22 protein-coding genes are annotated in these 22,548 nt (G+C 72.1%); 6 read left to right on the top strand and 16 right to left on the bottom strand.

Annotated elements, in window-relative coordinates; translation table 11 throughout:
- Positions 1-35: 35 nt before the first annotated feature.
- Positions 36-1,079 (top strand): energy transducer TonB, encoded by a 1,044-nt coding sequence (locus JG616_RS07735; protein ID WP_199362611.1) that lies wholly within the window; start codon positions 36-38, stop codon positions 1,077-1,079.
- Positions 1,080-1,157: 78 nt separating this feature from the next.
- Here JG616_RS07735 and JG616_RS07730 read toward each other — a convergent pair whose 3' ends face one another.
- The 6 genes from JG616_RS07730 to JG616_RS07705 form a co-directional block, all read right to left on the bottom strand.
- Positions 1,158-2,339, bottom strand: coding sequence for an ABC transporter permease (locus tag JG616_RS07730; RefSeq protein ID WP_199362610.1), 1,182 nt, complete (start codon positions 2,337-2,339; stop codon positions 1,158-1,160).
- The gene (locus JG616_RS07725) at positions 2,336-3,082 is read right to left on the bottom strand and encodes an ATP-binding cassette domain-containing protein (RefSeq protein WP_199362609.1); all 747 of its coding nucleotides are present in this window, start codon (positions 3,080-3,082) and stop codon (positions 2,336-2,338) included. Before JG616_RS07725 ends, JG616_RS07730 begins: the two co-directional genes overlap by 4 nt.
- Before the next feature lies 1 nt (position 3,083).
- Positions 3,084-4,595 (bottom strand): alpha/beta fold hydrolase, encoded by a 1,512-nt coding sequence (locus tag JG616_RS07720; RefSeq protein WP_199362608.1) that lies wholly within the window; start codon positions 4,593-4,595, stop codon positions 3,084-3,086.
- The gene (locus JG616_RS07715) at positions 4,592-4,792 is read right to left on the bottom strand and encodes a helix-turn-helix transcriptional regulator (protein ID WP_199392204.1); all 201 of its coding nucleotides are present in this window, start codon (positions 4,790-4,792) and stop codon (positions 4,592-4,594) included. The genes JG616_RS07720 and JG616_RS07715 overlap by 4 nt, the downstream gene beginning before the upstream one ends.
- A complete protein-coding gene (locus JG616_RS07710; protein WP_199362606.1) occupies positions 4,789-5,385 on the bottom strand; it encodes a hypothetical protein in 597 nt (198 codons plus the stop codon). The genes JG616_RS07715 and JG616_RS07710 overlap by 4 nt, the downstream gene beginning before the upstream one ends.
- 82 nt (positions 5,386-5,467) lie before the next feature.
- Positions 5,468-6,244, bottom strand: coding sequence for a ferredoxin--NADP reductase (locus JG616_RS07705; RefSeq protein ID WP_199362605.1), 777 nt, complete (start codon positions 6,242-6,244; stop codon positions 5,468-5,470).
- 69 nt (positions 6,245-6,313) lie between these two features.
- Here JG616_RS07705 and JG616_RS07700 point away from each other — a divergent pair, with 69 nt between their 5' ends.
- From JG616_RS07700 to JG616_RS07690, 3 genes are all read left to right on the top strand, one after another.
- Positions 6,314-7,279 carry an ABC transporter ATP-binding protein gene (locus JG616_RS07700; RefSeq protein ID WP_234446534.1) on the top strand — a complete coding sequence of 322 codons (966 nt, stop codon included), beginning with the start codon at positions 6,314-6,316 and terminating at the stop codon, positions 7,277-7,279.
- Complete coding sequence (locus JG616_RS07695) at positions 7,276-8,091, top strand: ABC transporter permease (protein ID WP_199362604.1); 816 nt, start codon at positions 7,276-7,278, stop codon at positions 8,089-8,091. Before JG616_RS07700 ends, JG616_RS07695 begins: the two co-directional genes overlap by 4 nt.
- Positions 8,092-8,161: 70 nt before the next feature.
- Positions 8,162-8,896 carry a hypothetical protein gene (locus tag JG616_RS07690; protein ID WP_199392203.1) on the top strand — a complete coding sequence of 245 codons (735 nt, stop codon included), beginning with the start codon at positions 8,162-8,164 and terminating at the stop codon, positions 8,894-8,896.
- A gap of 4 nt (positions 8,897-8,900) precedes the next feature.
- Here JG616_RS07690 and JG616_RS07685 read toward each other — a convergent pair whose 3' ends face one another.
- Complete coding sequence (locus JG616_RS07685; RefSeq protein WP_199392202.1) at positions 8,901-9,701, bottom strand: TatD family hydrolase; 801 nt, start codon at positions 9,699-9,701, stop codon at positions 8,901-8,903.
- 18 nt (positions 9,702-9,719) lie between these two features.
- Here JG616_RS07685 and hrpB point away from each other — a divergent pair, with 18 nt between their 5' ends.
- Positions 9,720-12,359 (top strand): ATP-dependent helicase HrpB, encoded by a 2,640-nt coding sequence (hrpB, locus tag JG616_RS07680; protein ID WP_199392201.1) that lies wholly within the window; start codon positions 9,720-9,722, stop codon positions 12,357-12,359.
- Positions 12,360-12,469: 110 nt separating this feature from the next.
- A complete protein-coding gene (locus JG616_RS07675) occupies positions 12,470-12,919 on the top strand; it encodes a hypothetical protein (protein ID WP_199362600.1) in 450 nt (149 codons plus the stop codon).
- A 48-nt stretch (positions 12,920-12,967) separates the two neighbouring features.
- Here JG616_RS07675 and JG616_RS07670 read toward each other — a convergent pair whose 3' ends face one another.
- The 9 genes from JG616_RS07670 to JG616_RS07630 form a co-directional block, all read right to left on the bottom strand.
- Entirely contained in the window at positions 12,968-14,068 is a 1,101-nt protein-coding gene (locus JG616_RS07670; protein ID WP_199362599.1) for a hybrid sensor histidine kinase/response regulator, read from the bottom strand.
- Between the two features lie 126 nt (positions 14,069-14,194).
- Positions 14,195-14,752, bottom strand: coding sequence for a pseudouridine synthase (locus JG616_RS07665; RefSeq protein ID WP_199362598.1), 558 nt, complete (start codon positions 14,750-14,752; stop codon positions 14,195-14,197).
- On the bottom strand, positions 14,753-15,652 hold the full coding sequence (locus tag JG616_RS07660) for a class I SAM-dependent methyltransferase (protein WP_207748957.1): 900 nt from the start codon (positions 15,650-15,652) through the stop codon (positions 14,753-14,755).
- Positions 15,653-15,687: 35 nt separating this feature from the next.
- Complete coding sequence (aceK, locus tag JG616_RS07655) at positions 15,688-17,421, bottom strand: bifunctional isocitrate dehydrogenase kinase/phosphatase (protein WP_199392200.1); 1,734 nt, start codon at positions 17,419-17,421, stop codon at positions 15,688-15,690.
- Between the two features lie 109 nt (positions 17,422-17,530).
- A complete protein-coding gene (gene icd / locus JG616_RS07650) occupies positions 17,531-18,859 on the bottom strand; it encodes an isocitrate dehydrogenase (NADP(+)) (RefSeq protein ID WP_199392199.1) in 1,329 nt (442 codons plus the stop codon).
- A 236-nt stretch (positions 18,860-19,095) separates the two neighbouring features.
- Positions 19,096-19,584, bottom strand: a complete 489-nt coding sequence (locus tag JG616_RS07645) for a hypothetical protein (protein ID WP_199362595.1) — start codon at positions 19,582-19,584, stop codon at positions 19,096-19,098.
- The gene (locus tag JG616_RS07640; RefSeq protein ID WP_235973054.1) at positions 19,581-19,955 is read right to left on the bottom strand and encodes a LysM peptidoglycan-binding domain-containing protein; all 375 of its coding nucleotides are present in this window, start codon (positions 19,953-19,955) and stop codon (positions 19,581-19,583) included. Before JG616_RS07640 ends, JG616_RS07645 begins: the two co-directional genes overlap by 4 nt.
- A gap of 112 nt (positions 19,956-20,067) precedes the next feature.
- Positions 20,068-20,898 carry an NADPH-dependent 7-cyano-7-deazaguanine reductase QueF gene (gene queF, locus JG616_RS07635; RefSeq protein ID WP_199392197.1) on the bottom strand — a complete coding sequence of 277 codons (831 nt, stop codon included), beginning with the start codon at positions 20,896-20,898 and terminating at the stop codon, positions 20,068-20,070.
- Positions 20,899-21,129: 231 nt separating this feature from the next.
- Complete coding sequence (locus JG616_RS07630) at positions 21,130-22,443, bottom strand: M20 family metallopeptidase (protein WP_199392196.1); 1,314 nt, start codon at positions 22,441-22,443, stop codon at positions 21,130-21,132.
- Positions 22,444-22,548: the final 105 nt, after the last annotated feature.

Genomic DNA, 22,548 nt, shown 5'->3' with positions numbered 1-22,548 from the left:
CGTGCGGTTCCGCACTCCAGGGGGAGTACACATCGATGTTGCTGAACAACCAAGCTTCCGCGTGGCGGGGACTGCCGCGCGTTGCGCTCGCCGCGGCGCTGGTCATCGCGATCGCGGCCTGCGGCAAGGACGACGCGCCGGCACAGCCGGACGCCGCCGCCACCGGCACCGCGGCGGCCGGCGCCAACGCGACCGAGGCCGCCGCCGAACAGGCCGCGGCGCAGGCCGACGCGCTGGCCGCGCTGGGCCCTGACGAACTCCGCGAGCGCGGCCGCACGGCCTATGCCGAAAGCCGGCTCTACGCCCCGGCCGGGGACAACGCGCTGGAGTACTACCTCGCCCTGCGCGAGAAGTCGCCGGGCGATGCGGCCGTGGCCAGCGCGCTCACCGACCTGATGCCGATGCTGGTGATCGCGACCGAGCAGGCGCGCGACCGCGAGGACTTCGAGGAGTCGCGCCGCCTGGCGGCGCTGGTCGCGCGCGCCGACGCCACCCATCCCGCGCTGCAACGCCTGCAGGCGTCGATCGACACGGCCGACGCAGCGGTCAAGCAGCGCATCGAGCAGCAGGCGCTCAGCACCGAACAGGAAGCCGAACGCCAGCGCCAGCTCGCAACCGAACGCGAAAAGGCCCAGGCCGACCAGCAGCGCGTCGCCGCCGAGCAGCTGGCCGAACAGCAGCGCACCGCCGAGCGTGACGCCGCGGCGCGCGTCGAAGCCGAGCGCGTCGCCGCGGAGCAGCGCGCGGCCGAACAGCGTGCCGCCGAGCAGCGCCAGGCCCAGCAGCCGGCCACGCCGCCGCCCGCCCCGGCCGCGGCCGCCGCGCCCACCCTGCGTCCGCTCAGCACGCCGGCACCGCGCTATCCCGCCGATGCCCTGCGCGCCGCGCAGTCGGGCGAGGTGCAGGTGGAGTTCACCGTGGCGCCCGACGGCAGCGTCAGCGACGCGCGCGTGGTGCGCGCCGACCCGCCGCGGGTGTTCGACCGCGAGGCCGTCGCCGCGGTCCGCCGCTGGCGCTTCGAGCCGGTCGCGCAGGCGGTCACCACGCGCCGCACCATCGCCTTCAACCCCGGCGGCTGACGGCGCGCGGCGGCGCCTCTGCCGCCAACGAAAAAGCCCGGCCACTGGCCGGGCTTTTTCATGTCCCGCGATCCTGGCTCAGGCCGAGATCGCCAGCTTCTCGCGGTGGTACAGCCGCGCCGCCATCAGCCACAGCAGCATGCCGAGGCCGAAGCCGGCACCCAGGTAGGTCGCCCACTCGAGCGGCGAGATCCACTCGCTGCGCACGATCTTCAGCAGCATCTGGTTCTGGCCCAGGAACGGCACCGCGAACTGCCACAGCTCGTTCTTGATCGGGTTCACCAGCAGCACGATCGTCGGCAGGATCGGCAGCAGCATCAGGATGCTCATGTAGCTCTGGGCTTCCTTCACCGACTTCACGCTGGCGGCGATCAGGGTCAGCAGGGTCGTTCCGATCAGCACCATCGGCAGCAGCACCGCAAGCACCTGCAGCATCATCGACGCGGAGACGGTCACCAGCTGGATCGACGCCGGCGCCAGCGCGAAGCTCAGCCGGAAGGCGACCAGGATCAGCGCCAGGCTGAGCATGCCGAACAGGCAGGCGGCGAGGATCTTGCCGCTCATGATCGCCGCGCGCGACGAGGGCGTGGCCAGCAGCGGTTCGAGCGATTGCCGCTCGCGCTCGCCGGCGGTGACGTCGATCACCAGGTAGGCGCCGCCCAGGAAGGCGCTCAGGATCAGGAAGTAGGGCAGGATCGCCAGCAACATCCCGCGCTTTGCCTCGGGCGTCGCGACGTCACGCTGCGCGGGCAGCACGGCCATCGTGGCTTCCGGGCTGATTCCGCGGCTGATCATGCGCAGCGCGCCGACCTGCTGGCTGTACTCGCCGACCGCGGCGCGCACCCGGTCGACCGGGATGCGGGAATCCTGGCGCGACGAGTCGTACAGGATCTCGACCGTCGCCATGCGGCTGCCGCGCCACTGCTCCGGAAACGCCTCCGGGATCCGCAGCACCACGTCGTGGTCCTGCTCGCGCAGGGCGCGTTCGGGCTCCGCGGGCGGATCGACCGCCTCGATGTCGCGGGTGCCGAGGAAGGCCACCAGGCTGGGCGCGTGCGCGGCACCGATCACCGGCAATTCCAGCACCGACTCCAGCTGGGTCCGCGCGCGCTTCTCGATCATCGTGCTCATGCCGATGACCAGCAGCGGGAACAGGAGGGGGCCCATCAGCAGGCCCAGCATCACCGTGCGGCGGTCGCGGAACAGGTCGACCAGTTCCTTGCGGGCCACGGTCCACAGCGTGTTGTTCGACAGTCTCATGCGGACAGGCCCTCCTCGGTGCCGATCAGGTTGACGAAGGCGTCCTCGAGGTTGTCCTCGCCCGACCGCGCGCGCAGCTCGTCGGGCGTGCCGCTGGCGCGGACCTCGCCCTGGGCGATGATCACGATGCGGTCACAGAGCGCGGCGACCTCCTGCATGATGTGGCTGCTGAAGATCACGCAGTGGCCCTGCGCGCGCAGCTCCTGCAGGAAGCTGCGCAGGCCGCGCGTGGTCATCACGTCCAGGCCGTTGGTCGGCTCGTCGAGGATCACGTTGCGCGGCGCATGCACCAGCGCGCGCGCGATCGCGGTCTTGGTGCGCTGGCCCTGCGAGAAGCCCTCGGTGCGGCGGTCGAGGAAGTCCTCCATGCCCAGCGTGCGCGACATCGAGTCGATGCGCGCCGCGATCGTGGCCTCGTCGAGCCCGTGCAGGCGGCCGAAGTAGGCGATGTTCTCGCGCGCGGTCAGGCGCTTGTAGACGCCACGCGCGTCGGGCAGCACGCCCAGGTTGCGGCGCACCGCGGTGGCGTCTGTGGCCACGTCCAGGCCGTCGACGCGCACCGAGCCGCGGTCGGGCGCCATCAGCGTGTACAGCATCCGCAGGGTGGTGGTCTTGCCGGCGCCGTTGGGGCCGAGCAGGCCGGTGATTTCGCCGTCGCGGGCGGCGAAGCCGACGCCGCGCACGGCGTGCACCGGGCCCGACTTGGCCTTGAAGGTCTTGTGCAGATCATGGACTTCGATCATCTCAGGGCTCCCAACCGTAATTGCCCGCGAAGGGCGGCGCCGCGGCGAGGCGGTCGAGGCAGCTGGCGTCGATGCCGGCGGCATCGGCGCGCTCGATGAACTGCGCGAACAGCTTCGGCATGCAGCCGACGCCGATCACGTTGTGGCCCTGGCCGGGCGCGACCAGGTGGCGTCCCTTGGGCAGGTGCCCGATCACCTCCTCGCCATAGCGCGGGGGGGTCACCGGATCGAACTCGCCGCTGATCGCCAGCACCGGCACGTCGCCGGTGAGCGGATCACGGAAGCCCTCGGCGCGCGGTGCCGTCGGCCACGCCGGGCACTGCGCCTGGAACAGCTCGACCATGCTGTTGCCGAGCAGGCTGCCGGCGTCGCCGGGATCGGGCGCCATGTCCATCGCGTCCTCGGTGCAGATCACCGACAGCTGCATGCCGTGCGCCATCTGGCCGCCGACCGAGTCCATCAGCATCCGCGACTGCGCCAGCATCGGTGCGTAGCGTCCGGCCGAGGCCTCGTGCAGCAGCAGGGGCAGGGTGGCGGCGGCCGCGGGCTGATAGGAGAACATGCGCAGCAGGACCGCCAGGTGCGCGAACGCCGGCTGCTCCTCCAGCCATTCGCCGCTGACCGGGTGGCGGTACTGCACCGGCGGCAGGCCACCGGCCTCGAGCGTCGCGCGCACCGCGCGCAGCTGCGCCGCCGGGTCACCCAGGTTGCGCGCGCAGGCGGGTTCGTCGCGGCAGCGCGCGAACTGCGCGTCCAGCGCCTGCTCCAGGTTCCGGGCGTGTTCCTGGCCCAGCACCATCGCGTTGGGCGCCACGCCGTCCAGCACCACGGTGCGGGTGGAGGCGGGAAAGGCCTTGGCGTACTGCTGGGCGACGCGCGTGCCGTAGGACACGCCGGCGAGGTTGAACTGCGGCGCGCCAAGCGCCTCGCGCACCCGCTCGAGGTCGCGCACGTGGTCCATCGTCGCGTAGCGGCGCAGGTCGGTGTCCACCGCCAGTGCGTCACGGCAGCGCTCGGTGAAGGCGCGCATGGCCGCGGGATCCAGGTCCTCCGCGCCGAAGGCGTTGTCGCCCTGCTCGTCCTCGCAGCGCAGCGGATGCGACTGGCCGGTGCCGCGGGCATCGACCAGCAGCACGTGGCGGTTGCGGCGCACGTCCTTGAACGCGGCCGCGACCTGGGGATAGGACTCCAGCGCCGACTGGCCCGGCCCACCGGCGATCATCACCACGGGGTCCGGCTCGGCCGGCCCCTCGGAGGGCAGCAGGGCGAGCGCGAGGCCGATGCGCCGGCCGTCCGGTGCGTCGTGGTCCTCGGGCACCTCGAAGTGGGCGCACTGGGCCTCGACCGCGCGCGCGCCGACCGCGCTCAGCGAACAGGGTTCGAACGCGATGTCGCCCACGCGCAGGTGGCCGTCGGGCGTCGCGCCGCCGGCGGTGCCGCTGTCCGGCGCTGCGCAGCCGGCGGCGAGCGCCGCGGCCAGCAGCGTGGCGAGGGTGTTGCCACGTGTACTCATGCGGGATCCTCGGGTTGGAAAATGGATTCGATGCTGGAGCCGAACAGCGCGGCGATGCGGAACGCGACCGGCAGGCTGGGGTCGTACTTTCCGGTTTCGATCGCGTTGACCGTCTGCCTGGACACGTTCAGACGTTCCCCCAGCTGCGCCTGTGACCAGCCGCGCTCCTCGCGCAGATCGCGCACCCGGTTCCTCACTGGTAGCGCCGGGTCAGCGCGGCGCGTATCAACGAGTACGCCAGCAGCAGGAGCGGAAACACCCACAGGCCGGTCCTGCCCGTGACCTCGACCGCGCCGGCCAGGTGCAGGCCACCGGCGGCGGCGACGACGCTGCAGGTCAGCGCGGTGGCGAGCGCGACCGAGACCAGCTCCACGCGCTGCTGGAGTTCGTCGAGCAGGCGCATGTAGCGCGCGAAGGCCCAGCAGGCCCACAGCACCAGCACCGCGGGCAGGCCGGCGGCCGCGATCCGCAGCCCACCGGCGGGCACGCTGTCGAGCAGGTCCGGCCAGCGGTCGATGGCCAGCGCGTACAGCAGCACCGGCGGCGCGAAGTCCAGCGCGATGCGCAGGGCGCGGGCGCGCGGATAGGTGTCCAGCAGCCCGGGCGACCACAGCAGCAGCAGCCCGGTGCTCAGCCCGGCGCTGCCGAGGGCGATGAGCCAGGGCGCGAGCGCGTCAGGTACCGCGACACGCGATGCGGGCAGCAGCACCACCAGGAGGACGACGGCACCCACCGCGGCCAGCAGGCCGTAGCGCAGGCGCGTGTTCGGGGCGGGTCGATCGCGGGTCATCGCAGGCTCGTGTCAAGGACGCTTGACACGAGGTTGCCGCAGCCGCGTCGATGTGTCAAGCGTCCTTGACACCTTTCCCGGGCTACTTGCTGCTGACGTATTTCTCGCGCCGGATATGCGGGATCGGCAGGCCCTGTTCCTTCAGCGCCTCGAAGCAGGCGTCGACCATGTCCGGATTGCCGCAGAGATACGCGATGTCGCCGCCGGCCGAGGGCGCGAACTCCGCGAGGAACTGCTGCACGTAGCCGTGGCGCACGTCGGGATGGTCGTGCGCGGAGCCGGGCCCGGGCAGCGCACGCGAGAAGCACGGCACGAAGCGGAAGCCCGGGTGTGCGTTGGCAAAGGCGCGGAATTCGTCACCGTAGAGCAGCTCGTCGGGCGTGCGGGCGCCGAACAGCAGCACCACCTCCGCGCCACGCGCGGCCATGGCCTGCTCCAGCAGCGGCAGCATCGCGCGATACGGGGTGACGCCGGTGCCGGTGCCGATCAGCAGGTAGCGGCGGTTGTCGTCGCGCGGCTGCAGGCAGAAGCGGCCGAAGGGGCCGCTGGCCTGCAGCGTGTCGCCGATGTCCAGGTTCTCGAACAGGGCCGTGGCCGCGCCGCCGGGGACGTAGCTCACCGCGATCTCGACCAGCTCGCCGGGGCCCATTGCGTGGTCGTGGATGGTCGCCAGCGAATAACTGCGCTTGGCCGCCGTGCCGTCTGCATAGGTGAAGTGCACCTGCAGGAACTGCCCCGGGATGTAGTCCAGCGGCTGCCCGTCGTGGCGGGTGAAGGCCAGATGGGCGACGGTGGGCGCCAGCATGCGGCGCGAGGCGAGCTTGAGCGGAAACAGTGCGGGCACGTTGGAACGGACCATTGCCGGGCCGGGGCCCACGGGACTCCTATACTACCGCTCCCCTGCGAACCCCCGCGGCAAGGAGTCCCGATGAGCGAAGCCGCCATGCCTGCCGCGCTGTCGGTGCGCGACCTGCGCAAGACCTACGACAACGGCGTCGAAGCCCTCAAGGGCGTGTCGCTCGAGGTCGCACCGGGCGATTTCTACGCGCTGCTGGGCCCCAACGGCGCCGGCAAGTCGACCCTGATCGGCATCGTCTCGTCGCTGGTCAACAAGACCTCGGGCGAGGTGCGCGTGTTCGACGTCGACCTGCACGCCGAGCGCGACCGCGCGATGCGCCTGCTCGGCCTGGTGCCGCAGGAAATCAACTTCAACATGTTCGAGAAGCCGCTCGACATCCTGGTCAACTACGCCGGCTTCTACGGCATCCCGCGCGCGGTGGCGATCGCGCGCGCCGAGGAGGAACTGCGTTCGGCCCAGCTGTGGGACAAGGCGGAGAAGATGAGCCGCACGCTCTCGGGCGGCATGAAGCGCCGGCTGATGATCGCGCGCGCGATGATGACCCGGCCGAGGCTGCTGATCCTCGACGAGCCCACCGCCGGCGTCGACATCGAGATCCGCCGCGGCATGTGGCAGACCCTGCGCCGCATCAACGCCGCCGGCACCACCATCATCCTGACCACGCACTACCTGGAGGAGGCGGAGAACCTGTGCCGCAACCTGGCGATCATCGACCACGGCCGGATCGTCGAAGCCGGGCCGATGCGCGCGCTGCTGTCGCGGCTGGACGTCGAAGGCTTCCTGCTCGACGTCGAGGACGCGCTGCCGGCGACCCTGCCGGCGATTCCCGGCGCCGAGGTGCGCGCGGTGGATGCGCACACGCTCGACGTCGACATGCCGCGCGCGATGGACCTCAACCGCGTGTTCGCCGCGCTCGATGCCGCGGGCATCCGCGTGCGCTCGATGCGCAACAAGTCCAACCGGCTGGAGGAGCTGTTCGTGCGCATGACCGGAGATGGCGCCACCGGCGCGACCGGCACGGAGGCCGCGGCATGAGCGCGAAGTCCCCGGCGTCGTCCGCCGGGCGCGCGCAGCCGGTGCTGCGCTCCAACCTCGTGGCGCTGGGCACCATCGCACGGCGCGAGGTGATGCGCATCCTGCGCATCTGGAGCCAGACCCTGGTGCCGCCGGCGATCACCATGACCCTGTACTTCCTGATCTTCGGCGGCCTGATCGGCAGCCGCATCGGGACCATGGACGGCATCGGCTACATGGACTTCATCGTCCCCGGGCTGGTGATGATGAGCGTGATCCAGAACAGCTACGGCAACATCTCCTCGAGTTTCTTCGGCGCCAAGTTCGGCCGCCACGTCGAGGAACTGCTGGTCAGCCCGATGCCGCCGTGGGTGATCCTGGGCGGCTACGTCGCCGGCGCCGTGCTGCGCGGGCTGCTGGTCGGCGTGATCGTGCTGTGCATCGCGATGCTGTTCACCACCGTGCGCATCCCGCATCCGTGGGTGACGCTGTCGACGGTGCTGCTGGGCGCGACGATCTTCTCGCTGGCGGGCTTCGTCAACGCGGTGTTCGCGAAGAAGTTCGACGACGTGGCGATCGTGCCGATCTTCATCCTCACCCCGCTGACCTACCTGGGCGGCGTGTTCTATTCGGTGCGCCTGCTTCCCGACTGGGCCGAGGCCGCGACGCATGCCAACCCGATCTTCTACATGGTCAACGCCTTCCGCTACGGCCTCCTGGGGCAGAGCGACGTGCCGCTGTGGATCGCGTATGCGCTGATGTTGGCCTTCGTGGTGGCGCTGGGCGCGCTGGGCCTGTGGCTGCTCAAGCGGGGCGTGGGCCTGCGCAGCTGAGGCCGTGCGGGTCGCGGCGCGCGCGCGGGCTTCGCTACACTCCATCTCCCCTGGGAGAGGAGAGTGCTGGATGCAGACGAAGACGACCCTGTTGGCCCTGGCCGTGGGCCTGGCCCTGATGGCCGGATGCGCGAAGCAGGACGAGACCGCCGCCGTGGCCGACGCTCCGGCGCCTGCCGCCGGCGAGGCCCCGGCCACCGATACGGCGGACACGCCGGCCGACGCGATGGTTGACCCGGCGGACGCCGCGGCCCCGGCGGCCGCCGAAACGGTGGCGCCGGCCGCGCCCGATGCCGCCGCGTTCGACATGGAGGCGATCCCTGTCAGCACCGCGACGCTGCCGGAGTGGCCCTACGTGCAGCTGCCGGCCGGCTACGTGTTCGACGACGCCGACCGCCTGGGCGAACGCACCAAGGACCTGGCGCGCATCCCGGTGTGGACCGGCGGCCAGCTGCTGTGGGTCGAAGGCAAGGTCTTCAGCGACGACATCGAGAACGTCGACGGCAAGACCTTCTCGCGGTTCGAGCTGGCCAAGGGCCTGCGCCAGCAGATCGAATCGCTCGGCGGCGTGCGCCTGGCCGAGCGCAGCTACGAACGCGACACCTACATGGCGAACGAAAAGGCGCTGGACGACTTCCGCCAGGAGTTCAGCGACGTCCAGGACGCCTACTGGTACGACAAGGACATGGAGACCTACGTGATCCGCCGCGGCGACAGCCTGGTGTGGATCGTCCTTGAAGCGCGCAACAGCAACGGCGCCGTGCTGGTCGCCGAGGGCCCCGCGCCGGAGGCGCCTGCCGGGTGACGGCCTAGCCGGCTGGAGCCGGCAGGCCGAAGAACGCGCGCGCGGTGGCCGTGGCATTCGCCGCGGTCACCGCGACCTCCTCGCCGCGGTCGCGCGCGAGTTCCTCGACGATGTGCCCGAGGTACATCGGCTCGTTGCGCCGGTCCCTGGGCCTCGGCTCGAGGGTACGCGGCAGCAGGTAGGGCGCGTCGGTTTCCACCATCAGCCGGTTTGCCGGGATGTTGCCGACGATCTCGCGCAGGTGCTGGCCGCGGCGCTCGTCGCACAGCCAGCCGGTGATGCCGATGTGCCAGTCGTGGTCGAGGCAGTCGAAGAGTTCTTCTCGGCTGCCGGTGAAGCAGTGCACCACGACGGGCCCGATGCGGCCTTCGAAGTCCTTCATGATCCCGACGAAATCGGCGTGGGCGTCGCGCTGGTGCAGGAACAGCGGCTTGCCGGTGTCCGCGGCGATCTCCAGCTGGCGCTCGAAGGCCTTGCGCTGCGCCGGGCGCGGGGAGAAGTCGCGGAAATAGTCGAGCCCGGTCTCGCCGACGGCCACCACTTCGGGATGCGCATGCAGCGCGCGCATTTCGGCGTCGCACTCGGCGGTGTATTCGCCGGCGTGGTGCGGATGCACGCCCGCGGTGGCGAACCATTCCCCGGGCCGCGTGCGCGCCAGCTCCAGGGCCAGCGGTGAATGCTCGCGGCTGGCGCCGGTCAGCACCGCCTGCACCACGCCGGCATCGCGGGCGCGCTGCCAGACCTGGTCGCGGTCGCGGTCGAAGCTGTCGTGGGTGAGGTTGAGGCCGATGTCGATCAGTTGCATGCGGCCATTGTAGGTGCCATGCCGGTATCCCGTGTCCGCGGTCATTGCAGCGGAAGTCCGTATCCTTTGCGCGTGCAGGACTCGACCTTGCCCATCGACGAGCTTCTTCCCGCGATCCGCGCGTCGCTGGAGCAGCACCCGCGCCTGGTGCTGGAGGCGCCGCCGGGCGCCGGCAAGACCACCCGGGTGCCGCTGGCGCTGCTCGTCGCGCCGTGGCTGGACGGCCGGCGGATCGTGATGCTGGAACCGCGCAGGGTCGCGGCGCGCGCCGCGGCCGGCTTCATGGCGGCGTCGCTGGGCGAGGAGGTCGGGCGCACCGTCGGCTATCGCATCCGCTTCGAGAGCCGGGTCTCGGCCGCCACGCGGGTCGAGGTGGTCACCGAGGGCATCCTCACCCGCATGCTGCAGGACGATCCCGCGCTCGAGGGCGTAGGTGCGCTGCTGTTCGACGAGTTCCATGAGCGCCACCTGGCCGCCGACCTCGGGCTGGCGCTGGCGCTCGACGTGCAGGCGGGGCTGCGCGAGGACCTGCGCATCGTGGTGATGTCGGCGACGCTCGACGGCGAGCGGCTCGCCGGGTTCCTCGACGCGCCGCGCCTGTCCAGCGCGGGCCGGAGCTTCCCCGTGGAGCTGGCCCACGTCCCGGCGCGGCGCGATGAGGCGCTGGAACACCAGCTGCGGCGCACGGTGGAGTTGGCGCTGCTGCGGCACCCGGGCGACGTGCTGGCGTTCCTGCCGGGACGGCGCGAGATCGCGCGCGCGGCGGCGGTGCTGGCGGGCAGCGACGCGCTGCGCGACGCCGGCGCCGACGTGCTGGAGCTGCACGGCGACCTGCCGGTCGAGGAGCAGTCCCGGCTGCTGCGTCCCGCCACCGACGGCCGCCGGCGCGTGGTGCTGGCGACCAACGTCGCCGAATCCAGCGTGACCCTGCCCGGCGTGCGCGTGGTCATCGACAGCGGGCTCGCGCGCGAGCCACGCCACGACCCCAACAGCGGCTTCAGCCGGCTGGACGTGGTGCGCATCGCCCAGGCCTCCGCCGACCAGCGCGCCGGCCGAGCCGGGCGGGTGGCCCCGGGCTGGGCCTACCGGCTGTGGCCGGAGTCGCAGCGGCTGGAGCCGCAGCGGCGCCCGGAGATCGCCCAGGTGGAGCTGGCGTTGCTGGCGCTGGAGCTCGCGGCCTGGGGCAGTGATGCGCTGCGCTTCGTTGATCCGCCGCCGCGCGGGGCGATGGCCGCGGCGCGCGACCTGCTGCAGCAGCTCGGCGCGCTGCAGGCGCCGCCGGTATCGCAGGGCGGCCGCGATGGCGCGCAGGACGTCGCGGGCACGGCTGCCCCGGCTGCCCCGACGTCCCTCCGGATCACCCCCGCCGGCCGGCGGATGCTGGCACTCGGCACGCACCCGCGCCTGGCCGCGATGCTGGTCGCCGCGCGCGGTCCGGTCGCCGGGGCGCTGGCCTGCGACCTCGCCGCACTGCTGGAGGCGCGCGATCCCCTGCGTACGCGCAGCGACGCGCTGGCGGCCCGCTGGCGGGCCCTGGCCGCCTGGCGCGACCGCCGCGTGCCGGCCGAGGCGAGCCGCTCGGCGCTGGCCGCGATCGACGCCGCCGCGCGCCAGTGGCGCCGCCGCCTGCGGCTGGAGGCCCCGCCGCCCGGCAACCTGCCGGGGCATGCGCTCGGTGACCTGCTCGCCCATGCCTTTCCCGACCGCGTCGCCGCGCGCCATCCCCTCGACCTGCGCCGCTACCAGCTGGCCAACGGCCGCATGGCGCGCTTGCTCGACGACAGCGAGCTGCTCGGCGAGCCCTGGCTGGTCGCCACCGAACTGCGCTTCGAGGCGCGCGGCGACGCCTTGCTGCTGCGTGCCGCGCCGGTGGACGAGGCCGCGCTGCGCCGGGACTTCGCCGATCGCTTCGTCGAGCGCGACGAGACCCGCTGGGACGCCGCCCGCCGTGCCCTGGTCGCCGAGCGCGTGCGCCGCTTCGCCGGCATCGTGCTCGACAGCCGTCCGGCCGGGCGCCCGGATCCGGCGGCGGCCGCGCAGGCGTTGACCGACGCGGTGCGCGACCTTGGGCTGGACGTGCTGCCGTGGAGCGAGGGCCTGCGCCAGTGGCGCGCGCGCGTGGCCAGCCTGCGCGCCTGGATGCCGGAGCTCGGCCTGCCCGATGTCGGCGATGACGCGCTGATGGCCGGCCTGGACGCGTGGCTGCGCCCGGCGTTCGAGGGCAGGTCGCGGCTGGACGCGCTCGGCACCGAGCAGCTGGCCGCGGCGCTGCGCGCGCGGCTGGACTGGTCGCTGCAGCAGAGGCTCGACGCGCTCGCGCCGCTGCGCGTCCGCGTGCCTTCCGGGCAGGAGCGCGCGATCGAGTACGCGATCGGCGACGACGGCGCGCCGCGTCCGCCGGTGCTCGCGGTGAAGCTGCAGGAGCTCTTCGGCCTGGCCGATACGCCGCGGATCGCCGACGGCCGGGTCCCGCTGCTGCTGCACCTGCTCTCGCCCGCGGGCCGGCCGCTGCAGGTGACCACCGACCTGCGCAGCTTCTGGGACCGGACCTGGCCGGAGGTGCGTCGTGAAATGAACGGCCGCTACCCCAGGCATCCGTGGCCCGAGGATCCGTGGAACGCCGTTCCCACCCACCGGGCGCGGCCGCGCGGCGGCTGAACGGGTGCGCGCCGGATCACGCCGGCACCACGGCGCGCGCCGGACACTGCGGCCCTGTCCCACCATCCCCCGCGCGGCCATCGCCGCCGTACCGCTTCCAGGAGTTCCGCATGCGCAAGCGCACCCTCATCCGCGACGTCCGCAACACCATTCCCGATCGCGCGCTGGACCTCGCCGGTCGTCTTGGCGACGGCTTCCGCCATGGCGCCGACGGCGCCGGCAAGTGGCTACAGGACGTGCCCGGCACGGCCGGCGACTGGCTGCACGGCGCACAGGCCGGGGCCGGCAAGTGGCTGCAGGCCGGCATGGCCATGGGCGCGGCCCGCACCGGCGTGCGCGCCGTGGGTACCGTCGCCCGCCGCCATCCGGTCGCCCTGACCGCGGCCGCGGTCGGCATCGGCGCGGCGCTGTATGCGGTGTCGCGTCATCGCCGCAAGCTGGCCGAGCGCGACGCCATCGAAGGTCGCTCGAGCCGCATCCGGAAGGCGCTGGACCGCCACGAGCAGGATCCGCACGCGAGCGACGTGGGCGACCACGCCGCATCGCGCCAGCAGGACTGACGTTCCGGCAGGCGTGAGTGGCGCGGGGCCGCAGGGTCCCGCGTCGCCTCAGGCGGCGGGCACTTCCGGCAGCTCCACCACGAAGCAGGCGCCACCGCCCTCGCGATCCTCGTACCAGAGCTGGCCGCCGGCGTCGGTCACGATCTGGCGCGCCAGTGACAGACCCAGGCCGCTCGAGGTGCCGGCGCGTGCCGGATCAGCCTCGGTCAGGCGCGCGAACGGCGTGAACAGCTCGCGCTGGCGGTCGCGCGGGATCCCCGGCCCCCGGTCGCAGACGCGCAGCTGCCAATAGCCCGGCGCGCCGGTCGCGCAGGCGACCTCGACGTCGCTGCCGGGCGCGTACTTCATCGCGTTGCCGATCAGGTTGCCGGCCACCTGGCGCAGCACCAGTTCGTCCATCGCCACCACGCCGTCGACGCGCTCGCCGACGTGCAGCTGGCTGCCGCTGTCCTCGAACTGCAGGCCGTAGCGGCCGACGATCCACTCCACCACCGTCACCAGCGCCACGCGCGCATCGCGGGCGCTGCGCGCGCCGCGGGCACGGGCCTGGGTTTCCAGGTAGCGGCTGATGTAGCCCAGGCCTTCGTCGGCGCTCTCGCGGATCATCTGCAGGTAGCGCGGCACGCGCTCGGGCTTGAGCGTGCCGGACACCAGGATGTCGCTGGCGAAGACCACGCTGGTCAGCGGGTTCTTCAGGTCGTGCGCCACCAGGTTGACCAGCTCCTGGCGCTCGCGCGCCACCTGCTCCAGGCGGTCGCGCGCGAGCTTGAGGCCGATGTGCGCGTTGACGCGCGCCACCAGTTCCTCGGGGATGAAGGGCTTGACCACGTAGTCGACCGCACCGGCCTCGAAGGCGCGCAGCAGCAGCCCGCGGTCCTGGGCGGCGGTCAGGAACACCACCGGAACCCGTGGCAGCAGGGCGCGCAGGCGGATCTCCTCCATCACGCCGAAGCCGTCCATGCCCGGCATCATCATGTCGAGCAGGATCAGGTCCGGCGGCTGGGTTTCGGCGATCACGAGCGCGGCCTCGCCGTCGCCGGCGACCGCGACCTCGTAGCCCTGCCGTTCCAGCAGCGCACTGACGACGCGCAGGTTGGCGGCCTGGTCGTCGACGACGAGGACCCGGCCCCGGTTCTGGTTTGCCTTCATGGCCCCATTCCGCGGTCCGCGGGACACCCTGTCACGCGGGGACCCAAAACGTTAGCAGAAAGTGCAGGCGCCCAATACAGCAAGGGCCGGGCGTGGCGTCGCGGACCTCGAGGCGGCCTGAACCGTTCAGCTGAAGACCCGGGCCGCGGGCAATTCGCGCCATTCCCCGGGCCCGAGGTCGTCGAGCGCCGCGCCGCCGATGGCGCGGCGCACCAGGCGCAGCGTCGGCAGGCCGACGGCCGCGGTCATCCTGCGGACCTGGCGGTTGCGGCCCTCGCGGATCACCAGTTCCAGCCAGGCATCGGGCACGGTCTTGCGCGCCCGGACCGGTGGATCGCGCGGCCACAGCGGCAGTGCGGGCTCAAGCAGGCGGGCGAGTGCCGGTCGGGTCGGGCCGTCGCGCAGTTCCACGCCGTCACGCAGGCGCTGCAGCTGCCCGGGCTGCGGATCGCCTTCCACCTGGACCAGGTAGGTCTTGGCCAGCTTGTGGCGCGGATCGGTGATGCGATGCACCAGGGCGCCGTCGTCGGTCAGCAGCAGCAGGCCCTCGCTGTCGTGGTCGAGTCGGCCGGCCGGGTAGACGCCGGCCGGAAGGCCGAAGCCGCCGAGGGTCGGCCGCGGCGGCGTGCTCCGGTCGGTGAACTGGCAGAGCACGCCGTAGGGCTTGTTGAACGCGACCAGCACTCAGGGCTTGATGAAGCGGAGCGTCATCCGGTCGCTCTCGCCGATGGCCTGGTACATCTGGCGATCCTCGGCGTCGTGGTTGTTGCCCGGCGGCAGGGTCCACACGCCATTGGGATGGTTGCGGGTGTCGCGCGGGTTGGCATTGATCTCGCTGGCCTCGTCCAGGCGGAAGCCCGCGGCGGTGGCCAGCGCGATCACCTGGTCCTGGCCGACGTAGCCGGTCTTGTCGTCGGCGGGCACGTCGGCCGCGGCGCGGTGTTCGACCACGCCCAGCACGCCGCCCGGCTTCAGCACGTCGAAGAAGCCCTTGAACATGCCCTCGGCGATGCCGTCCGACCGCCAGTTGTGCACGTTGCGGAAGGTCAGCACCGCATCGGCCGAGGCGGCAGGGCCAAACACCGGTGCCTTCGGGTCGTACAGCGCCACCCGGGCGTCGGAAAACTGTGCCGGCTTCGCGGCGAACAGCGCCTCCAGGCCATCCTTCGAACGCGTGGCGTAGTCGCGCGCGCGTCCTTCCGGCCGCGCCTGCGGATCGACCACCGCGGCGACGTAGCCGGTGCGCAGCCACGGTGCGAGGATCTCGGCGTACCAGCCGCCACCGGGCGTGACTTCGACCACGGTCTGGCCGGTTTCGATGCCGAAGAACGACAGCGTCTCGCGCGGATGGCGGTACTGGTCGCGCGCGACGTTCCCGGGCGAGCGCCAGGCGCCGCCCAGGGCCTGGTCGAGCAGCGGATCGGGGGCGCGCATCGACATGCCGGCGGCCTTGGCGGGCGTGGCGGCCGGCTCGGCGTGGGCGTGTGCAGCGTCGGCGTGCGCATCCTGGGTGTCCGCAGCCGGGCTGGTGGTGCAGGCGGCGAGCAGGATCGGGAGCAGCAGGGGCGAAAGGCGTGCGGCCATGGTCTGGGTTCCGTCGGGCGGTCGAGTCCGCAAGCCTAACCGCTCAGCCGGGCGGATGCGGGATACGGCGCCACGTCGAGGTAGCCGCCGCCGCGCAGGCGCGCCTGCACCTGGCGCCACCAGGCCGCCTCGAAGATCCCCGGATGTGCCTCCAGCAGCGCCGCGCGCAGCGCCGGCGACAGGCCGAGGAAACTCGGGAACAGCGCCGGGAACACGTGGTCGGCGCGCGCGTACAGCCAGTCCTCCAGCGGCCGGGTCTCGTCGTCCTCGTGCACCGGCGGCAGGTCGCGGAAGGTCACGTCCTCCAGCAGGCAGAGTTCGTCGAAGTCGTAGAACAGTGCGCGGCCGTGCCGCGACACGCCGAAGTTCTTCAGCAGCAGGTCGCCTGGAAAGATGCCGCTGCGCGCGAGGTCGGTGATCGACTGGCCGTAGTCGAGCACGGCGCTGCGTGCCTGTGCCCCGGGCGATTCCCGTGCGTAGAGGTCGAGCGGACGCAGCCGGCGCTCCACGTAGCAGTGGCGCACCAGCACCATGTCGCCCTCGGCGCTGACGGTGTCGGCGCAGCCCTCGAGCAGCTCATCCAGCATGTCGGGCTCGAACGCCGCACGCGGGAAGCGCAGACGCCGGAACTCCTGCGCCTCCACCAGCCGGCCGACGCGGTCGCGGCGCGCCACCAGGCGGTACTTGGCCTCGATGTCGGCGCGCACGCTGTCCTTGGGCTCGGCGAAGCGGTCGCGGATGACCTTGAACACCACCGGCAACCCGCGCGGGGTGAACACCGCCATGACCATGCCGCGCACGCCGTCGGCACGCACCAGCCGCTCCTCCGGGTGGGCGGCGAAGTGGCGCTGGATCTCGCGGTAGCGCTCGGTCTTGCCCTGCTTGCCGCGGCCGAGCACCGAGTACAGCTCCGACACCGGCTTGCCCGGCAGCAGCGCGTGCACGAAGGCCACCGCGTCGCCGACCCGGCGCAGGTCGGCCATGAACCAGCTGCGCGCGTAGCCGAACAGCATCGACACCTGCGCGCGCTCGGTGAGCACGGCATCGGCGCGCACGCCGTCGTCGCCATGCACCAGCGCCACCACCAGCGGGCGCGGGCCGTCGCCGGCGAATACCCGGCCCACCAGGTAGGCGCGGCGCTCGCGGAAGAAGACGGTGTCGAGCAGCTGGACGTCGGGGCCGCCGGGAGCGTCGGCCGCCGGATCCGATGGCGGCAGCCGCGCCTGGATCGCGTCGGCGATCGCGCGCGCGTCGCCATCCGGGTCGCGGTGCGGGAATCCGCGTGCGCCCAGCGCCGCGCGCCAGCGTGACGGCGCATCCGCGCCCGCCGGCAGCGGATGCAGTTCGCCCGGGCAGTCGGGATCACCGGCGGCGTCGCTGCCGGGCTCGTGGAACTCCAGCGCGGGCGCCACGCCCTCGGTCAGGAAGAAGCGCCGCGACATCGAGTTGAACAGCGTGCGCGCCATCGCCGCGTCGTGCCGGGCCGCGGTCAGCGCGGCATAGGCCTCGCACACCGCGGCCCAGAACGGCCGCGACCGCATGCGCTCGCCGACCAGGGCCTCGAAGCGTCCCAGCGCCTCGGCCAGGAAGCCGTCCTGCAGGTCGATGCGCGCCACGGCGTCGGCCTGCGCGCCCTGCCACTCGCGGCGCATGAAGCGCCGGCGCGCGCGCCGGGTCAGGTCGCCGAAACGGGCGTCGTAGTCCTCGAACGCGTCCAGCACCAGGGCGGCCGCGCGCTGCACCAGGGGATCGCTCGGGGATGGCGCCATGCGGCGAGTGTGGCGCAGATGGAGCGGGCGCGGGATCTCCGGCCGGAAACGACGATGCCCGCGACTCGCGTCGCGGGCATCGCCGGTCGTGCTGCAGCCGCTGGCGGGATCAGAGGTGCTTGATGATCTCGTCGGCGAACTCGCTGCACTTCACCTCGGTCGCGCCGTCCATCAGGCGGGCGAAGTCGTAGGTGACGCGCTTCGAGCCGATCGCCCCGTCCATCGCCTTGATGATGGCGTCGGCGGCCTCGGTCCAGCCCATGTAGCGCAGCATCATCTCGCCCGACAGGATCACCGAACCCGGATTGACCTTGTCGAGATCGGCGTACTTCGGCGCCGTGCCGTGCGTGGCCTCGAACACCGCGTGGCCGGTCACGTAGTTGATGTTGGCGCCCGGCGCGATGCCGATGCCGCCGACCTGCGCGGCCAGCGCATCGGACAGGTAGTCGCCGTTGAGGTTGAGCGTGGCCGACACGTCGTATTCGCGCGGACGCAGCAGGATCTGCTGCAGGAAGGCGTCGGCGATCGCGTCCTTGATGATGATGCCCGCGCCCGGCTTGCCCTCGGGGATGACGTGCCAGGGGCCACCGTCGAGTTCGACCGCGCCGAACTGCTCGCGCGCGACCTTGTAGCCGAAGTCGCGGAACGCGCCCTCGGTGAACTTCATGATGTTGCCCTTGTGCACCAGCGTCACCGACTTGCGGCCGTTGGCGATCGCGTACTCGATCGACGCCTTCACCAGGCGCTCGGTGCCCTGCCAGCTGACCGGCTTGATGCCGACGCCGACATTGACCGAGGTATCGGTGGCCGGCTGGCCGACCGCGCCAAGCTGGTCGTTCCAGGCGGTGGCCTTGTCGGCGGTGCCGAAGCGGATCTTGTCGAAGCCCTTCGGGAATTCCTTCTGCAGGAAGTCCAGCACCTTCTGCGCATCGGCCGAGCCCGGCTCGAACTCGATGCCGGCGTAGATGTCCTCGGTGTTCTCGCGGAAGATCACCATGTCGACGTCGCCCGGCTTCTTCACCGGCGAGGGCACGCCTTCGAACCAGCGCACCGGGCGCAGGCAGACGTAGAGGTCGAGCATCTGGCGCAGCGCGACGTTGAGCGAGCGGATGCCACCGCCGACCGGCGTGGTCAGGGGGCCCTTGATGCTCACCAGGTACTCGCGGCAGGCTTCGACGGATGACTCCGGCAGCCATTCGCCGGTCTGGTTGAAGGCCTTTTCGCCGGCCAGCACTTCCATCCACTCGAGCTTGCGCTTGCCGCCGTAGGCCTTGGCGACCGCGGCGTCGAGCACGCGCACGCTGGCGCGCCAGATGTCGGGACCGGTGCCGTCGCCTTCGATGAAGGGGATGATCGGGCGGTCGGGGACGCTGAGTCCCTGCGCGGTCTTGGTGATCGGGCTGCCGCCTGCGGGCACGGCCGGGGTGAAGTCTGCCATCGGGTTCCTCCGTGGGGTGCCGCGGCGCCGTGGCGCGCGGCGGATGTGGACCGCCATTGTCGCGCTTCGCGGCAGCGCCGGCAAAGCCGCCACACCGGGGTGAGGGCGGATCGCAGCTGTAGCTGCTCCAACAGGAGCAGGACGAGGCCACCCCGCGTATCTGTAGGAGCAGCTACAGCTGCGACCAGCAAAAAGCCCGGCCCCCTGGGGAGCCGGGCTTCTGGAGTACGCCGCCCTTAGCGGACCTCGAAATCGCGGGTCTGCACCACCCCGCCGTCATGCAGGATCTCGACCCGGTAGTTGCCGGTCGGCCAGCCGTCGGGCTTGCTGATCTTGAACGCGGTGGCGCCGGTGCCGGTGAAGTCGAACGCCTGGCTGGTCTCGTCGACGGCCTGGTCGCCCTCGTAGGTCCAGCGCGCGGTGAGCTGGCCGCGCTGCGGCGAGGCCGGATCGGACGAGGTCGTCGCAACCGACGCGTAGATGGTGTCGGTGGGGGCGAAGGTCGTGGCCGGGGTGGTCACGCGGTTGTCGGCACCGATCGCGTTGCCCAGGTCGACCGCGGTGACGCTGACCACGGGCGCGGCGGCGGGCGCCGGTGCCGGCGCGGGGGCCGGCGCGGCCACGGGCGGCGGCGGCGGGGCCGGCTCGTCCTTCTTGCAGCCGGCGAGCGCCAGCGTGGCCAGCAGGGCCGCGGCAAGCGCGACGGGCATCGGGTGTCGGGTCATAGGGTGTCTCCGTGGGGGCTGGTGGTGCCGCCGTCGTCCTCGCGGGTCGCGGCGGGAATCCTGAGCACCTGGCCGGGCTGGATCCGGTCGGGATCCTCCAGCTGGTCGCGGTTGGCCTCGAAGATGCGCGACCACTGGCTGGCCCGGCCGTAGTGCGCCTTGGCGATGTGCGAGAGCGTGTCGCCCCGCTGCACGGTGTACTGGCGTTCGCCGACGGCCTCTTCGGTCGAGGTGACCGACGACTGCACATTGCTGAAATCGGGCCGGGACGACGCGACCTGCTCGGTGCTGCTGACGCCGGACTGGACGTTGCCGAAATCGGGCTTGCCGGTCCGGTCCTGGTTGCCCGGGGTCGTGCCGCGAGGCTTCAGCGACAGCGAGCCGGGATCCTTCGGGTTCTGCGGTGTGCTCATGGGGCCTCCTGTGCCGCGCGAAGCGCCGACAGGTATACACCGGCCCCGTTAAGGAAATATCGAAGCGGCCCTACTGCCGCGGATCGCGCGCGGCGGCCGGTGGCGCAAGGCCGGGCGTGGCCCGCCAGGGGTTGATGTCGAGCCCCCCGCGGCGCGTGTAGCGCGCCTCCACCGACAGCGCCTCCGGCCGGCAGCGCGCCATCACGTCGACGAACACCTGTTCGACGCACTGCTCGTGGAAGCCGGCGTGCTCGCGGAAGGAGACGAGGTAGCGCAGCAGGCCGGCGCGGTCGATGCGCGGGCCGCGATACGCGACGCGGATGCTGGCCCAGTCCGGCTGGCCGGTCACCGGGCAGTTCGACTTCAGCAGCGCCGAGTGCAGGACCTCGTCGACGCGCGCGCCAGCGTCGGCGGTGAGCAGCGCGGCGTTGGGCGCGTCGTACTCGTCGCAGGCGAGGTCGAGGCCGTCGAGCGACACCGGGGCCGGCGCGCCCGGCGCCGTGCCGTCGCCGGCATCCACGGGCGGCAGGCCGAACTCGACCGCCACCGGGGCGCCAGCGGCGGCCGACAGGTCCGCGCTGATCCGCGCCTGCACGTCGGCGCGGCTGTCGAAACGGGTGCCGTTGAGCGAGTTCAGGTACAGCTTCAGCGACTTCGACTCGACCAGGTTCGGCGACTCCGCCGGCACCAGCAAAGTGGCCGTCTCCACCAACGGCCGTCCGCGACCGTCGAGCCACGACAGCTCATAGGCATGCCAGCGGTCATGGCCGGCAAAAGGCAGGCCCCCGCCACCGAACCCGAGCGCCGCACGGCCCTGCGCACGCGCGATCGGAAACAGCAGCGACGGATCATAGGCACGCGGATAGGCGACCTCGCGGCCAAGCGGGAGTTCACTGGTCATCCCGCCATTATCGCGCGTCGGTGTCGGCAGGTCCGGGAATCAGAAGAAGAAGCGTTGCCACGGATCACGCGGATCACGCGGATTACACGGATTGGTCCGCGGCGCGCCCACGCATCGACGTTGAGCAAAGGTGTCCAGGGCCGCCTCGGGCCACCTCTGATTTCCGGTTTGATCCGCGTAAATCCGCGTGATCCGCGTCATCCGTGGCAAAAAAAGCTCTCGAGCCCCCCCTCAGCTCCCGCCATGCAGGTAGTCCAGCGAGAGCTGCAGCATCGCGCGCAGGCCCAGGTCGAGAGCGGATTCGTCGAGGAAGAACTGCGGCGAGTGGTTGCTGGGGGCCTTCGCCGGGTCCTGTCCGGCGGGCGTCGCGCCGACGAAGAAGAACACCGCCGGCACTTCGCGGGCGTAGTACGAGAAGTCCTCGGCGCCCATGTTGAGCGGCATGTCGACGAGGTTGCCGGTCCCGGCCACCGCTTCCAGGCTCGGGCGCATTCGCGCGGTCAGCGCCGGGTCGTTGGCGGTGACCGGCGTGCCCTCGATGTCGGGGACCTTCGCCACCACCGTGGCCCCGTGCGCGGCGGCGACCTTTTCCGCCACGTTGGCCAGGTCGGCGAACACCGCTTCGCGCATGCCTTCGTCGAACGTGCGGATGGTCCCGACCAGCTCGACCCGGTCGGGGATGATGTTGAAGCGCACGCCGCCGCGGATCGCGCCGAAGCTCAGCACAACCGGCAGCCTGGAGATGTCCTGGCGGCGGCTGACCACGGTCTGCGCGGTACCGATGATGTCGGCTGCGGCCACGATCGGATCGACGCCGCCCCAGGGGCGCGAGCCATGCGTCTGCCGGCCCTGGACCACGATGTTGAAACGGTCGGACGCGGCCATCGTCGGCCCGCTGCGCACGCCGAGCTGGCCGGCGTTGAGGGTCGAGAAGACATGCAGGCCGAACACCGCGTCGGGCCGGAAGTCCTTGAAGATGCCCTGCGCCAGCATTTCCTCCGCGCCGCCCTGCTCGCCGTCGGGCGGGCCCTCTTCGGCTGGCTGGAAGACGAACAGCACCTCCCCCGGCAGCTCGTCGCGCATCGCCACCAGGGCTTCGGCCACGCCCATCAGGATGCTGGTGTGGGCATCGTGGCCGCAGGCATGCATCACCCCGACGGTTTCGCCGTTGAAGGTCGCGGTGGCCCTGGAGGCGAACGGCAGGCCGGTGGCCTCGGTCACCGGCAGCGCATCCATGTCGGCACGCAGCGCGATGCGCGGGCCGGGCCGTCCACCCTTGAGCACCGCGGTGACGCCGGTGGTGGCGATGCCGGTCTCCGGTTCCAGGCCCAGCGCGCGCAGGTGTGCGGCAACCAGCGCCGCGGTGCGCGTTTCGCGGTTGCCGAGCTCGGGGTGCTGGTGGAGGTCGCGGCGCCACTCGACCACCTTGTCCTGCAGCCGCTGGGCGGCGTCGGCCACCTCGGCGCGCTGGCTCGCCTGGGCGTGGACGGGATGGGTGGACAGCCCCAGCGCCAGCGCGCAGGACAGCAGCAGGAGCCTGGACATCGCGAGTTCCCCGGGTTGGCTGGTGGTGGCCGCCATCGTGCACCAGGCCGGGGCGGGGCGGAATGCACGGCGCGCGGGCCGCCCCGGGCCTTCACGGGGCTGGTC

This window comes from Luteimonas sp. MC1895 (assembly GCF_016457215.1).
Classification (GTDB): domain Bacteria; phylum Pseudomonadota; class Gammaproteobacteria; order Xanthomonadales; family Xanthomonadaceae; genus Luteimonas.
Note: the sequence above shows the minus strand (reverse complement) of the source record. Positions and strands in the feature narration are given on the sequence as shown.

Excerpts from the sequence above, each read along its gene's own strand:
- JG616_RS07735 (WP_199362611.1), top strand. The coding sequence starts at position 36 with ATGTTGCTGAACAACCAAGCTTCCGCGTGGCGGGGACTGCCGCGCGTT.
- JG616_RS07730 (WP_199362610.1), bottom strand. The coding sequence starts at position 2,339 with ATGAGACTGTCGAACAACACGCTGTGGACCGTGGCCCGCAAGGAACTG.
- JG616_RS07725 (WP_199362609.1), bottom strand. The coding sequence starts at position 3,082 with ATGATCGAAGTCCATGATCTGCACAAGACCTTCAAGGCCAAGTCGGGC.
- JG616_RS07720 (WP_199362608.1), bottom strand. The coding sequence starts at position 4,595 with ATGAGTACACGTGGCAACACCCTCGCCACGCTGCTGGCCGCGGCGCTC.
- JG616_RS07710 (WP_199362606.1), bottom strand. The coding sequence starts at position 5,385 with ATGACCCGCGATCGACCCGCCCCGAACACGCGCCTGCGCTACGGCCTG.
- JG616_RS07705 (WP_199362605.1), bottom strand. The coding sequence starts at position 6,244 with ATGGTCCGTTCCAACGTGCCCGCACTGTTTCCGCTCAAGCTCGCCTCG.
- JG616_RS07700 (WP_234446534.1), top strand. The coding sequence starts at position 6,314 with ATGAGCGAAGCCGCCATGCCTGCCGCGCTGTCGGTGCGCGACCTGCGC.
- JG616_RS07695 (WP_199362604.1), top strand. The coding sequence starts at position 7,276 with ATGAGCGCGAAGTCCCCGGCGTCGTCCGCCGGGCGCGCGCAGCCGGTG.
- JG616_RS07690 (WP_199392203.1), top strand. The coding sequence starts at position 8,162 with ATGCAGACGAAGACGACCCTGTTGGCCCTGGCCGTGGGCCTGGCCCTG.
- JG616_RS07685 (WP_199392202.1), bottom strand. The coding sequence starts at position 9,701 with ATGCAACTGATCGACATCGGCCTCAACCTCACCCACGACAGCTTCGAC.
- hrpB (WP_199392201.1), top strand. The coding sequence starts at position 9,720 with ATGCCGGTATCCCGTGTCCGCGGTCATTGCAGCGGAAGTCCGTATCCT.
- JG616_RS07675 (WP_199362600.1), top strand. The coding sequence starts at position 12,470 with ATGCGCAAGCGCACCCTCATCCGCGACGTCCGCAACACCATTCCCGAT.
- JG616_RS07670 (WP_199362599.1), bottom strand. The coding sequence starts at position 14,068 with ATGAAGGCAAACCAGAACCGGGGCCGGGTCCTCGTCGTCGACGACCAG.
- JG616_RS07660 (WP_207748957.1), bottom strand. The coding sequence starts at position 15,652 with ATGGCCGCACGCCTTTCGCCCCTGCTGCTCCCGATCCTGCTCGCCGCC.
- aceK (WP_199392200.1), bottom strand. The coding sequence starts at position 17,421 with ATGGCGCCATCCCCGAGCGATCCCCTGGTGCAGCGCGCGGCCGCCCTG.
- icd (WP_199392199.1), bottom strand. The coding sequence starts at position 18,859 with ATGGCAGACTTCACCCCGGCCGTGCCCGCAGGCGGCAGCCCGATCACC.
- JG616_RS07645 (WP_199362595.1), bottom strand. The coding sequence starts at position 19,584 with ATGACCCGACACCCGATGCCCGTCGCGCTTGCCGCGGCCCTGCTGGCC.
- queF (WP_199392197.1), bottom strand. The coding sequence starts at position 20,898 with ATGACCAGTGAACTCCCGCTTGGCCGCGAGGTCGCCTATCCGCGTGCC.
- JG616_RS07630 (WP_199392196.1), bottom strand. The coding sequence starts at position 22,443 with ATGTCCAGGCTCCTGCTGCTGTCCTGCGCGCTGGCGCTGGGGCTGTCC.